The organism is Armatimonas rosea, assembly GCF_014202505.1.
Lineage (GTDB): Bacteria > Armatimonadota > Armatimonadia > Armatimonadales > Armatimonadaceae > Armatimonas > Armatimonas rosea.
Genome location: NZ_JACHGW010000001.1, coordinates 918222 through 929945, shown reverse-complemented (window position 1 = coordinate 929945; position 11724 = coordinate 918222). Strand labels below are relative to the sequence as shown.

Genomic DNA, 11724 nt, shown 5'->3' with positions numbered 1-11724 from the left:
CGCGTGCTACCCCGGCGTCTTGGGGGTCTCTACCCCTTACCTTCGATCTTATCTTTCTCTGCGGTCGAGAGGTTTGCCGGGGCCGCCTGCCCCATTCCGGGATTGGCACCTGCCGCCGGATTAGCCACGGGAGCCGTGGACGCCACCGGCTTGGGCTCCTCTTTCTGGCACCCAGCACTCAAGACACCAAGAACGACTAGACAGATCAGCGCAATTACTTTCATCGTAGCTCCTTTTGCAGATTACCAGCCCGAACAAGCGTAGCCGAGAGAGATGGCCGAGTTGCCCTTGTTGTCACGCTCGTTCTGCTTGGCGGCGAAGTACTTCGCCCACGCACAGCGCTGCGACCCGGCGACAACACCCGTGTAGGAGGTGCTGGGGGGAGTCGGGTGGGGGAACATGATCTCGGCCTTGAACCACTTAGCGTGGCCGTCGCAGAAGACATAGTTGGAGCCCTCGTTGTGACGGTAGGCGGCGTCGGTATCGCCCTTGGTGGCGCTCCCCCCCGCGATAAAGCGGTAGTAGTAGCCATTGCCAACTCCCGAGGCGGGCAGGGAGTAGTACGTGTAGTTGAACCGGGTACGGCCGTCGGGGCCACCGTCGGTGACAAAGACCGTGTCCGAGGGCTTGGGCATCTCCGACTCATTCAGGTAGCGGTAGCTGTAGGGGCTGGTGGAGTCGGTGTCGTAGATGAAGCCGGAGCTGACACTGTAGCTACGCTGGCTGTTGGTGTAGGGCGACGACGGGCAGTGCCAGACGCCTCCACGGTCGGGGGATGTGGTCGGGGTACCGCCAGGGTTGCCACTCTTGACATAGGGCAGGAGCTTGGCGTCCCAGTAGCGATCCGCCGTATCGGACCCGAGCGGGGTGATGGCATAGGCGACACTGTACCAGTACTCGGACCAAGTCGGGAAGCCACCGTCGTAGTCCTGCGAGTACATCATGAGGGCAACGCCCATCTGCTTCTGGTTGGATAGGCAGCTGATCGCACGTGCTTTCTCACGTGCCTGGGCAAAAACAGGGAAAAGGATTGCAGCAAGGATCGCGATGATCGCAATCACCACGAGGAGCTCGATCAGCGTAAACGCAGACCGACGTGTCGTAGAAACCATGAAAAAAACCTCCAAATAATTAAACGAAGGATAACCTACCCCAAAGGGAATAGGGATATTATACCTTCCCCCCAATATTTGTCCCAGAGCAAAAAAATCGCCCGAAGCGCCATGGCGCTTCGGGCGATTTTTCATCTAACTACTTGCCGTTGTCTGACTTATCCATCCGACCATCGGTCAAGGGCTGATTCGCTCCCGGAGGAGCACCGGGTGCCGCCTGTACGGGCGCAGCGGCACCGGCACCTGTCGGGGGCGCCTTATCGGTCGTAGCTTCGGGTTTTGGCGAGCAGCCCGCCAGCGCCAGAAGGCCAATCGCCAGAAGTATGAGTGTCTTCATAAAAGCTCCTATGGGCTACAGGGGAAGCCCGCCGCGGTCGCCTGAGCTGCCCAGTAGGTTCGCTCTCCCGCCTTAGCCGCGAAGTACTTCGCGTGGGCACAGTTGGCCTGGGGGCGTGCCGTGGCGTAGGCCGTGCTTGGGGGAGTAGGATGTGGGTACATCATGTCGCCCTTGCCATACTTCGCGTGGCCGTCGCAGTAGACATAGTTGGCCCCTTCCTGGTGACGCCATGGGGAGTCTCGGGTAGGCTGGATCTTCGCCACATACTTCTCGTAGTAGCCCTGGAAGTCGTAGGTGCGTCCTAGACGTCCCGAAGAGCCGGAGTCACCGACAAAGACCGTGGAAGCTGGTGCCTCGATCTCCGACAAGGACGGGCAGCGGTACAAGAAAGGACTGGTCGGATCGGTGTCGTAGGTTAGCCCCATGCTATACCCGTAGCTGCGAACACCAATGCTGGGGTTCTCTGCATCAGGACAGTGCCAGACCCCCCCACGATTCGGGGCAGAGAGATTGCCCGGATCGCCGCTCTTGACATAGGGCAGAAGCAGTGCATCCCAGTACAGGTTCACGGAGTCGGGGAACTTTGCTCCCGTTGGTGCAGGGTTGTAGTAAGCAAACCAGTAGAGCGACCAAGTCGGCATGACCTCGTCGTAGTCCTGCGCGTACATCATCGCCGCCGTCCCCATCTGCTTCATGTTGGACAGACAGGCGATCGCACGTGCCTTACCACGTGCCTGAGCAAAGACAGGGAAAAGAATTGCAGCAAGAATCGCAATGATCGCGATCACCACGAGGAGCTCGATGAGGGTGAATGCGGATCTGTTCGAACGATTATTCATTTGAAAAACCTCCAGAAAACGGAATAAAGACATACCCAAACGCTAACCAACACTGAATGCTAGACGATGCACCAGTATACCCTTTCTGAATTGGTTTTCAAACAAGCACATCTAGCCTCGTATTTTCCACAAAAAATACGAGGCTGAGCTGCACCGGGTATAGGCTACCTCTAAAGGAGATAGCTTATGAAAAAGACCGTACCAAAGTTAAAGATTTAAAAACCGTATTAAGCACCTTTCATCTCAACGTAAGAACACAAATCTAAAATTATTTATACTGAGCATCAAAGTGCAATAGATTCCGGTTCAACTGACCAGCGGTTCGGCGTGCATTGATCGCGGCGGCAGTCCATGGTGTCACAGAAATAGCCCCCGCACGAAAAGACTTGACATGTCCATCGATAAAGCCATAGTTTGCAAGCCCGAAGTGTGTCCCCATAGCGAGCTGAACCGCACGTGTTTTATAGGTACCAGACGTTAAAATCCTTGGATAGCGTGCAAAAGAATCCCAGGTAACGACATCCGTGTTGTTCCAGCGCCACCAAGGCCCACCGTTGACATGGCTACGTGTTGTCCAGAACTCATACATGGAGGCAGTATCCGCGGGTGCCCCGATTGCAGAGAGGGTGAGCGAGTCGGCAAAGTTTGTGCTCCCACAGACCTCAGGATAGCGCGCGTGCAGCCCGTAGGTACTGTCTGTCTCAAAGCCCGGCTGGTAGTGGGTCCAAGCGTAGCTCACAGCCCCGCCGGTGGGCATCCCCCCATTCCAGCGCTCAATGGGGTCGCTGGGGCACTTGTAGATCTCGCCATTCTTCACGTAGGGCAGCAACATGTCGGTGATGTTGTAGAAGTCTTTGGTCGTGTTGGGGATACCCGGCACACAGACATTCACCAGCCGTGGGAGCATCTCATCGTAGTCCTGTGCATACATGATCTCGGCCGTGAGGAGCTGCTTCATATTCGAGAGGCAAGCGGTCGAGCGTGCACGCTCCCGTGCCTGGGCAAAGACGGGGAAGAGAATCGCGGCGAGGATGGCAATAATAGCGATCACCACAAGAAGCTCAATAAGCGTGAAAAGCCGCTGTCGGCACCGACGGGACACCATTTTAGTTCCTTCTTTCTGGCAAGGCTCACAGCCTCGCCCAACTAAGAAACACTAGGAGAGAAAAAGGAGTTCCCATTTACGTGCTTTATTTTTCACGATTTTAAATTCATAATTCACCCCTGCCTACGCACCAGCTCCAGCACGGTCTCGCCAAACTTGGCAGCCTTCCCCGGCCCGATTCCCGCGATCTCTAGGAGCTCAAACTCATTGGCGGGCTTGCGCGCGGCGATCCCCTCCAGCACCTTATCCGCGAAGATGACATACGGCGGGACCGCCTGCTCGCTGGCAAGCTCTTTGCGCCAGGCCTTGAGCGCCGCAAGAAGCCCCGGATCCGCGCTCTCGCTGGAGGCTTGGGCTTGTACCACCGACGGTGCCCGCCACTCGATATCCAGCTCCCCCGACTGAAGCGCCTCTAGCCCGCTCTCCGTGAGGTAGAGCCGCCGGTACTCGTCTTCTTCATCGCGGCGCAGGTAGCTCTGCTCGATCAGTGCCTCGATCAGGCGCTCGACATCGGCTTTCTTCCAGCCCTCCAGTGCGCCAAATGCGCCCGTCCGGTTTGGCTTCACCGGCGCATCGGGCGTCCCCCGCAGCGCCTTCATCAGCCCCGCCTTACCGAGTTGAAACGGGTAGTAGCCGCTCGCCAGGTCGTGGAGCAGGCGCAGGGCGTCGATGGGCATCCCTCCAGACATCCCTCCCCCTGCCCCTCCCTTCGCTCTATTTCCGACTTCGTCGGGACGAAGGGAGGGGAGCTTACCCTCTCTCGTCCCGCGGAACGCGGATTCAGAGCGAGAGGGGGTCGGCGAAGCCGGGGGGAGTGCACACACATCGCACATGCCGCAGGTGCGGCGGGGCCAGCGATCGCCGAAGTAGCGGGCGATCTGGGCGTGGCGGCACTTGGGCTCATCGCCGTAGGCCTTCATCGCAGCGGCCCGGTAGGCGGCGGCCTCGGCGCGCTCTTTGAGGCGCTCGTCGAGCCGGGCCTTGGTGTCCTCAGGCGGTGGGAGCAGCTCCAGGCAGAGATCGCGGGGGGCGGCGCGGTAGGTGAGGTAGCCCGCCTCCTGCAGGCGCAGGACCTCGTGCTCCAGGTCGGCGAGGTGGAGGCCTGCCGCCTCGGCCTGGGCGACCGGATCGCTCCCCGCGGAGAGGAGCAAGTCGGCCAAGGGGTCGGCCTCGTCGCTGAGGAGCTCACTATAGAGGTGCATCGCGCGGGGCAAGTCGGCGTGGCGGGCGAGCAGCCCCAGCTCCTCCAGGACGGGCAAGGCGCTACGCACCAAGCCGTCGTCGCCGCCCACCTCGCTGACCAGCGCCTCGAAGCGCACGGGCGCACATCGCCGCCGCCCGAGAACACTGCGCACGGCCCGGTAGACACTCTGCACCCGCTCCGCCGTGAGCGCGTCCTCGTTGAGCCGCCGGGTCGCCGCCGCCATGTCCGAGCTGGTGTAGAGCATGACGCAGCGCGACGGTTTCCCGTCACGCCCGGCACGCCCCGCCTCCTGGTAGTAGTTCTCCAGGGTCCGCGACGGGTTAAAGTGCAGCAGAAACCGAATGTCGGACTTATCGACCCCCATCCCAAAGGCGACAGTCGCGGCCATGACCCGCACCTCGCCGCTCATAAAACGATCCTGCGCCGCCGCCCGCTCCACGGGCTCCAGGCCCGCATGGTAAAACCCCGCCGCCACTCCCTGCCGCTTGAGCATGCGCGAGATATCCTCACATCTATCCCGCGACGACGCATAGACCAGCCCGACTCCCTCGAACTGCTGGCAGATCTCCACGGTGGCAAAAAGCTTCTCGTCGTTGCTCTTCACGCGCCGCGCCTCCAAAAACAAATTCTCCCGCCAGGTCGGCTTCAAAATAACCTTGAGCTTGCGCCCCAGCTGTTGCTCGATATCGCGCTGGACATCGGGCGGCGCCGTGGCCGTGACCGCGAGCACGGAGCGCGGGTTGAGCTCCTGCACCGCCCGCCCCACCGCACGGTAATCGGGCCGAAAATCATGCCCCCACTGGCTGATACAGTGCGCCTCGTCGATCACCACCAGCGAGACACCCGCCTCGCGGAGCGCGTGTAGAAACGGCGGCTGCCGGAGCCGCTCGGGCGCCGCGTAGATCAGTTTCAGCTGCCCGGACTTGAGCTGCGCCAGCCGCTTGCCCAGCTCCGACGAGTCCAGCGAGGAGTTGATCAGCGCGACCCGGCCTTGGAGCGCCTCCGGGAGGCTCTCGACCTGGTCCTTCATCAGCGCAATCAGCGGCGAGAGAATGAGAGTCGCGCCCGGCAAGAGCAGCCCCGGTAGCTGGTAGGTCACCGACTTCCCCCCGCCCGTGGGCAAGACCGCCAGCGTGTCCACCCCCGCCACCGCCGCCTCCACGATCTCCCGCTGCCCCTCGCGGAAATCCTCGTGCCCGAAAAACTCTTTTAATGCTGTCTGTAGATCGTCCATGTATGTTGTGTGGCGTTATTTCCAGGACGGTGAACGTCCGGCTATGGGGCGCTTCGCGCCGCGCCTTCGGCGAGATAATCGGTGGTGATAGGGATGTATTCCCAATTATCCCACACGTCGTTATCGGCGTGGTGCTGTTTTTGGTTGGTGATGTAGCTGACGACCGGCCCCACTCCGTCTTGCCCGACGCTAAAAACACCATAGCCATGAAGATGCACATGGTCGGGCATCCCATTGATCGCCGCGACCCGACACCCAAGCTCGCGCACCTTGGCTTCCATCATTCGGTACAAACGTCGCTCGATCTCCGGGGTCACAAAGGGCAGACGATCCCGCGTCGCCCAGACAAAATGTAAAAAGATATGCCGCTCACAGCTGGACATGAGTTTCCTCCGCCCCTATAACGGTCACACTACCCGCGTTCTTACAAAATGCGGAAATTTTATTTTTGCATGCCATTCATGCCCGGGATGGAAATCATCCGGCTATGGGGCGTCGTGCCTCCGCCGCGCCTTCGGCGGATAAATCTTGTACCGACGAGGAACGAGGAGGCGGCCGAAGGCCCCATAGCCGGACGTTTACCGTCCGGGAACAAAACGCCCCAGCAATATTTTATTTTTGCCACTCGCCGACAAGGGTTTGTTCGATGCCGAGGTTTTGTAGGATGCGCGCGACCACGGTGTCTACCAGGTCTTCGATGGTCTTGGGTTCGTGGTAGAAGGCGGGGCTGGCGGGGAGGATGGTCGCGCCGGCCTCAGCGAGCTGGGTCATGTTTCGCAGATGGATCAGGTTCCAGGGCATCTCGCGAGGGACCAAGATCAGCTTGCGGCCTTCTTTGAGGCAGACATCGGCGGCGCGGGTGGTGAGATCGTCGCTGATGCCGTTTGCGATACGCCCGGCGGTGCCCATCGAGCACGGCACAATCACCATGCCGTCGTGGCGGAAGCTCCCCGAGGCGGGCGGGGTGAAGAAGTTGCGCTTCTCGCAGAGCGTGATCTTCGGGTCGCAGAGGTAGGCATCCAGCTCGCGATTCAGCTCGGTCTTGAGCACGGCGGCGGCGTTCGACGAGAGCATTAAGTAGAGCTCGTCGTAGTGGCGCACCGCCTGCATCAGGAAGCGCTGAGCGTAGAGCGCACCGCTGGCTCCGGTGATGGCGACCACGAGGCGCTTGCTCACTCGCTCTCTTCTCCATCGACCAGCTCACGGATCACCCCCGTGGGCTCGGGGAGGCGGCCTAGGCAGGTTTCGAGCACACGGCGCTCAAGCTCGGGGAGGAGGGTGAGGGCCTCTTCCGGGGACGCAAGCCGGCGCCCGACCACGCTATCGGCGGGATCGTGGTGCGGCTCATCGGAGAGCTCCGCGACCTGGCCGGAGACCCAGAGCAGGTAGGTGGGATGGACCCGGTAGACCCGGCCGGGGACACGGTTGAGAAACTCGATCCGGGTGGCCGCAATGGGCTTGTAGCCCGGGGCGAGGCGGGTGCGCACCTCCTCCCAGAGCTCGCGCTGGAGCGCCTGGTCCTGGGTCTCGCCACCCTCTAGTCGTCCACCGGGGAAGGTAAAGGTGCCGTCTTTGTTCTCCGCCAGGACCAGCTTTCCATCGGGCAAGAGCGCCACCGCATGGATCGAGCGCACCCGCTCCTGGTCGTCCACGATGCTCGGCAAGCCGGTGATGAGCCGGACGCGCTGGTGCTCGCCCCAGATCGCCTCTTCCACGCGCCAGGCTCCGGGCGGTAGACCCGTGTTTCGTTTTCTTGCCATGATCCTCTCAGTTTACCCGCAGATTAAGAAAGTTGTAACGCGGGCTGTAACACCCAGGGGCTACGCTGGTGCCAAGAAAGGTTTCTCCACTATGAAAATCACTCGCCTTCAAATGCAGCGCCTGATCACCACGGGCGGTCTGCTCGTTCTCACCGCGGGGCTGATGGTCGCCCCCGGCTGTAGCGCAGGCACCGTCACCCCTGCCAGTGTCTTTGCTAGCCGTAGCTTTATCTCCGAGGAGATCGTCCTTGCCGATGGCTCCCGGATGACTCTGAACCTAGGTACCAACGCCTACAGAAACGCGACGGGCGGCTTTGTCAGCACCCGAAAGGCCACGCGCGCCTCCCGCGTGGAGTGGCCCATCACGATCCCCCTGTCAGGTGTGACCCTCTCGGGGACCTTTGACCCCGACACAGGCGAAGTGAACCTCAGTGGAGTCTACACCGGAACGGGTGGCCCCTTCGATGTCCATGTCACCGGCAACTTACCTGCCGACAATAGCTACGGCACACTGACAGTGGCTCTCTCGGATGGACGGATCTTCAACGTCCCGGTGCGACGCTCGGACTCGCCGGTGGTACTTCCCTCCCCCGGAACCACGCCGACACCCGCCCCGACTCCGAGTCCCACTCCCACCCCCACACCAAGCCCCACCCCACCGCCGACCAACGGGACACTGACGGTCACCAACCGAACCGGCAACTTTCCCGCAGGGCCACTCGCCCTTGGGAAACTGGGGGGCCAGCGGGGCGGAGATACCTACATCAACTTCACCATGGGACAGGGCTCCTACAGCACCTACCCCAATACTCTTATCGAGTTTAACTTGATCGACTCCAGCACCCCCAGCGTTCCCTTCCGTGCCGGAGACATCTTCAATAACTTAGGGACGACGGCAACCAACTATCCCGTCCGGCTTAATATCAGCCGGCAGCTCGGGCTCAACAGCGCCCTCTACTTTAAGCCTGCCAGCGGGACCCTCCGAATCACGGCGATCACGAGTACCTCGATCACGGTCTCTCTGGAGAATGTCGTTGTGGTGGCAAGCGGAGCCTATCCCACCGACACGCCCAACTCGGGTGGGGCGACCCTCAACGGGACACTGACCGCCAACTTCTAGAGCCCAAGCTGCCCCCAGAGCTGATCCACCCGCTTCTTGACCGCCTCATCCATCTCGATGACCGGTGGCCAGGGGCGGGTGAAACCTTCTTCGGGCCACTTTTGGGTGGCGTCGATCCCCATCTTCGAGCCAAAGCCCATCGCGCGGCTGGCGTGGTCCAGCACATCGATCGGGCCGCGGGTAAAGAGCGTGTCGCGCTCGGGGTCGATATTGTTGGTGGTCACCCAGAGCACCTCTTTGAGGTTCTGCACGTCCACCCACTCATCGACCACGATAATCACCTTCGTGAACATCATCTGCCCCAGGCCCCAGATCGCGTTCATCACTTTCTGCGCATGGCCGGGGTAGCGCTTCTTGATCTTGACGATGCAGAGGTTATGGAAGCACGCCTCGGGCGGGAGGTTGTAGTCGATGATCTCGGGCACAAAGAGCCGCACCAGGGGCAGAAACAGCCGCTCGGTCGCCTTCCCCAGCCACTCGTCCTCGATGGGCGGCCGGCCCACGATGGTGGCGGGGTAGACAGGATTTTTCCGGTGCGTGATCGCCGTCACGTGGAAGACCGGGTACTCGTCTTCGAGGGTGTAGAAGCCCGTGTGGTCGCCAAAGGGCCCCTCCGTGCGCCGCTCATTTGCCGGGACATAGCCCTCCAGGACGATCTCCGCATCGGCGGGGACCTCGAGATCCTGGGTCTTGCACCGCACCAAGTCCACGGGCTTCTTGCGCAGAAAGCCCGCGAAGACCATCTCATCGATCATGTCCGGCAGCGGGGCCGTGGCGGCGTAGGTCAGTGCGGGATCGCCGCCCAGGGCCACCGCGACTGGGATATTGCGTCCCTGGGCCTCGTACTCCCCGTGGTGGCGGTTGCCGACTTTATGGCGCTGCCAGTGCATCCCGCAGGTCGTCTCGTCGTAGACCTGCACCCGGTACATCCCCACATTGCGCTTACCATCGACACTCTTGGTGAAGACCAGCGGGAGGGTGATAAAGCGGCCCCCATCGAGCGGCCAGCACTTCAGGATCGGCAGCTCCGAGAGCTTGACCTGCTCACCGGTCTTGACCACTTCCTGGCACTGCCCATGGCTCACAATCCGCGGCGCGGTGTTCTTGGCCAGCTCCCCGATCTGGGGCAGAAGCGCAGCCTTGGCCAGCAGGCCATTGGGCATGGTGGTCGGGAGCTTGGTCCAGTCCTCGATCTCCTTGGCGATCTCCTCGATATCCCCCACTCCCAGCGCCATACTCATGCGCTTGCGGGTCGCGAAGACCCCGATCGCGAGGGGGACACTGCTGCCCTTGGGGTTCTCAAAGAGCAGTGCCGGCCCGCCCGAGCGCACCACCCGATCCGCGATCTCCGTGATCTCCAGCACCGGATCCACGGGTGTCTTGATCCGCTTAAGCTCGCCCTCTTTTTCTAGTTTTTCCAGAAACTCCCGAAACCCTGCGTAGGCCATCTGTCTTCACTCCGTACTATTTTTCACAAAGTATAACCCAAGTGTACCCAATAGGTTCCGGGGACGGTAAAATAGTTGTTTGAAGGATGACTGAGCGTCACGAGGTTGAAGCGGCACTGTGGGAGGAGTTCCACCGGCTCAATGAGGCACACTTTGCAGGAGCCCTGCAGCTAAGTGAGCTTGTGGTCTCGACACGCAAGAAGTACGGCGGCTACTGCCAGCCCCACAAGCGGCGGATCGTGGTCTCCTGGCAGGCGTTTCTGGACCACGGCTTCGACGAGACCCTGATCACCTTTCGCCATGAGGTGGCGCACCTGATCCATCCCAACCACTCGGCGGCGTTCTGGGCGCTGGCGGAGAAGCTGGGCTGCCCCCCGGACCGCAAGAAAGCCCTGCCCCCCAAGGACCGCAGCGCCGGCTGGTGGCGCTACATCTACGAGTGCCCCGCCTGTAGCACCCGCATCTACCGCCGCAAGCGCCTCACCCGGAGTTCCTGCGCCCGCTGCGACCGGAAGTTCAATCCGCAGTTCTTGCTCAAACAGATCAGCTGATCCCGCCCGTGGGAATCGCCCCCGTTGGAGGGGGGCGTCAACGAGCCTACGGCTGGGAAGGCCTTCGGCCATAGGGCTCTCTGATGGCCGAAGGCCTTTGCGGCGGAGCTTGCGACGCCCGTTGACGCCCCGCTCTAACCGGGGCGAGAAGAAAACAAAACCATGACTCTACAACTCTGCATCTCCCCCTGCCCCAACGATGTGTATATCTTCGCCGGGATTCTGCTGGGGCATGTCGCGCACCCCGAGCTGACCTTTGAGACGACCTACCTCGATGTCCAGGCCGCCAACGAGGCCGCCGCAACCGAGCAGTTCGACATTATCAAGGTCAGCTACGCCGCCTACCCCGCGCTAAAGACGGCCTACGAGCTCCTCCCCTGCGGCGGCGCACTCGGGCGGGGCTGCGGGCCGCTCCTGCTCAAGAACGGCGATGCTCCCTTCGATCCCACGCAGACCGTCCTCGCTCCCGGTGCACAGACGACCGCTAACTTCCTGCTAGACTTCTGGCTCAACAATCCCCCCCTTCGCGAAGCCGGAGGGGGTCGGCGTCTCGGCGCCGGGGGGAGGCAATACCTCCCCTTTGACACCCTTTACGAGGAGCTCCGAACGGTTCCCGGTGCGCAAGGCGTGGTGATTCATGAGAAGCGCTTCACCTACGAGGCCGATGGGCTGACCCTGATCCAGGACCTCGGGGAGTTCTGGGAGGCACAGACCGGCTATGCCATCCCGCTCGGGGCGATCCTGTGCCGTCGTGCCCTCGGGCTTGCCGATCCGGTGGCGGCGCTGATCCGCGAGAGCCTCACCTGGGCAGACTCCCACCGTGAGCAGGCCCTTGCCCTCTGCCGTGAGCACGCACAAGACCTCACCGACGGCGTGATCGAGGCGCATATCGGGCTCTATGTCAATGCGTACTCCTACGACCTGGGGAGCGAGGGCAACGCGGCGGTCGATTATTTTACTTCCAATTGGAACTAATTTTAAGCGCCGCTTGTTATTTTCTTCAGAGGAACAACA

General features: G+C 61.5%; 13 protein-coding genes. 3 read left to right on the top strand and 10 right to left on the bottom strand.

The window, feature by feature from the left end:
- Positions 1-29 precede the first annotated feature (29 nt).
- The 9 genes from HNQ39_RS04155 to HNQ39_RS04115 all read right to left on the bottom strand — a co-directional run bounded on the left by HNQ39_RS04155 (position 30) and on the right by HNQ39_RS04115 (position 7591).
- Complete coding sequence (locus HNQ39_RS04155) at positions 30-224, bottom strand: hypothetical protein (protein WP_184192696.1); 195 nt, start codon at positions 222-224, stop codon at positions 30-32.
- Between the two features lie 18 nt (positions 225-242).
- Positions 243-1112 carry a DUF1559 family PulG-like putative transporter gene (locus tag HNQ39_RS04150; RefSeq protein WP_184192695.1) on the bottom strand — a complete coding sequence of 290 codons (870 nt, stop codon included), beginning with the start codon at positions 1110-1112 and terminating at the stop codon, positions 243-245.
- 139 nt (positions 1113-1251) lie between these two features.
- Entirely contained in the window at positions 1252-1449 is a 198-nt protein-coding gene (locus HNQ39_RS04145) for a hypothetical protein (protein ID WP_184192694.1), read from the bottom strand.
- An 8-nt stretch (positions 1450-1457) separates the two neighbouring features.
- The gene (locus tag HNQ39_RS04140; RefSeq protein WP_184192693.1) at positions 1458-2288 is read right to left on the bottom strand and encodes a prepilin-type N-terminal cleavage/methylation domain-containing protein; all 831 of its coding nucleotides are present in this window, start codon (positions 2286-2288) and stop codon (positions 1458-1460) included.
- A 268-nt stretch (positions 2289-2556) separates the two neighbouring features.
- On the bottom strand, positions 2557-3393 hold the full coding sequence (locus tag HNQ39_RS04135; protein ID WP_184192692.1) for a prepilin-type N-terminal cleavage/methylation domain-containing protein: 837 nt from the start codon (positions 3391-3393) through the stop codon (positions 2557-2559).
- A gap of 113 nt (positions 3394-3506) precedes the next feature.
- Entirely contained in the window at positions 3507-5831 is a 2325-nt protein-coding gene (locus HNQ39_RS04130; RefSeq protein ID WP_184192691.1) for a RecQ family ATP-dependent DNA helicase, read from the bottom strand.
- Positions 5832-5872: 41 nt separating this feature from the next.
- Complete coding sequence (locus HNQ39_RS04125) at positions 5873-6214, bottom strand: transposase (RefSeq protein ID WP_221289802.1); 342 nt, start codon at positions 6212-6214, stop codon at positions 5873-5875.
- Positions 6215-6443: 229 nt separating this feature from the next.
- Positions 6444-7007, bottom strand: a complete 564-nt coding sequence (locus HNQ39_RS04120; RefSeq protein WP_184192690.1) for a UbiX family flavin prenyltransferase — start codon at positions 7005-7007, stop codon at positions 6444-6446.
- Positions 7004-7591, bottom strand: coding sequence for an NUDIX domain-containing protein (locus HNQ39_RS04115; protein WP_184192689.1), 588 nt, complete (start codon positions 7589-7591; stop codon positions 7004-7006). Before HNQ39_RS04115 ends, HNQ39_RS04120 begins: the two co-directional genes overlap by 4 nt.
- Before the next feature lie 91 nt (positions 7592-7682).
- On the opposite strand from HNQ39_RS04115, the gene HNQ39_RS04110 reads away from it, so the two are divergent.
- The gene (locus HNQ39_RS04110; RefSeq protein ID WP_184192688.1) at positions 7683-8711 is read left to right on the top strand and encodes a hypothetical protein; all 1029 of its coding nucleotides are present in this window, start codon (positions 7683-7685) and stop codon (positions 8709-8711) included.
- Here HNQ39_RS04110 and HNQ39_RS04105 read toward each other — a convergent pair.
- Positions 8708-10159 (bottom strand): menaquinone biosynthesis decarboxylase, encoded by a 1452-nt coding sequence (locus tag HNQ39_RS04105; protein ID WP_184192687.1) that lies wholly within the window; start codon positions 10157-10159, stop codon positions 8708-8710. The genes HNQ39_RS04110 and HNQ39_RS04105 overlap by 4 nt on opposite strands.
- Before the next feature lie 86 nt (positions 10160-10245).
- Here HNQ39_RS04105 and HNQ39_RS04100 point away from each other — a divergent pair, with 86 nt between their 5' ends.
- Positions 10246-10710, top strand: a complete 465-nt coding sequence (locus HNQ39_RS04100; protein ID WP_184192686.1) for a YgjP-like metallopeptidase domain-containing protein — start codon at positions 10246-10248, stop codon at positions 10708-10710.
- Between the two features lie 162 nt (positions 10711-10872).
- On the top strand, positions 10873-11685 hold the full coding sequence (locus tag HNQ39_RS04095) for an MqnA/MqnD/SBP family protein (RefSeq protein WP_184192685.1): 813 nt from the start codon (positions 10873-10875) through the stop codon (positions 11683-11685).
- Positions 11686-11724 lie beyond the last annotated feature (39 nt).

What these genes read in the sequence shown, in the direction of transcription:
- HNQ39_RS04155 (WP_184192696.1), bottom strand. Translation starts at nt 224, where the DNA reads ATGAAAGTAATTGCGCTGATCTGTCTAGTCGTTCTTGGTGTCTTGAGT.
- HNQ39_RS04150 (WP_184192695.1), bottom strand. Translation starts at nt 1,112, where the DNA reads ATGGTTTCTACGACACGTCGGTCTGCGTTTACGCTGATCGAGCTCCTC.
- HNQ39_RS04145 (WP_184192694.1), bottom strand. Translation starts at nt 1,449, where the DNA reads ATGAAGACACTCATACTTCTGGCGATTGGCCTTCTGGCGCTGGCGGGC.
- HNQ39_RS04140 (WP_184192693.1), bottom strand. Translation starts at nt 2,288, where the DNA reads ATGAATAATCGTTCGAACAGATCCGCATTCACCCTCATCGAGCTCCTC.
- HNQ39_RS04135 (WP_184192692.1), bottom strand. Translation starts at nt 3,393, where the DNA reads ATGGTGTCCCGTCGGTGCCGACAGCGGCTTTTCACGCTTATTGAGCTT.
- HNQ39_RS04130 (WP_184192691.1), bottom strand. Translation starts at nt 5,831, where the DNA reads ATGGACGATCTACAGACAGCATTAAAAGAGTTTTTCGGGCACGAGGAT.
- HNQ39_RS04125 (WP_221289802.1), bottom strand. Translation starts at nt 6,214, where the DNA reads ATGTCCAGCTGTGAGCGGCATATCTTTTTACATTTTGTCTGGGCGACG.
- HNQ39_RS04115 (WP_184192689.1), bottom strand. Translation starts at nt 7,591, where the DNA reads ATGGCAAGAAAACGAAACACGGGTCTACCGCCCGGAGCCTGGCGCGTG.
- HNQ39_RS04110 (WP_184192688.1), top strand. Translation starts at nt 7,683, where the DNA reads ATGAAAATCACTCGCCTTCAAATGCAGCGCCTGATCACCACGGGCGGT.
- HNQ39_RS04105 (WP_184192687.1), bottom strand. Translation starts at nt 10,159, where the DNA reads ATGGCCTACGCAGGGTTTCGGGAGTTTCTGGAAAAACTAGAAAAAGAG.
- HNQ39_RS04100 (WP_184192686.1), top strand. Translation starts at nt 10,246, where the DNA reads ATGACTGAGCGTCACGAGGTTGAAGCGGCACTGTGGGAGGAGTTCCAC.
- HNQ39_RS04095 (WP_184192685.1), top strand. Translation starts at nt 10,873, where the DNA reads ATGACTCTACAACTCTGCATCTCCCCCTGCCCCAACGATGTGTATATC.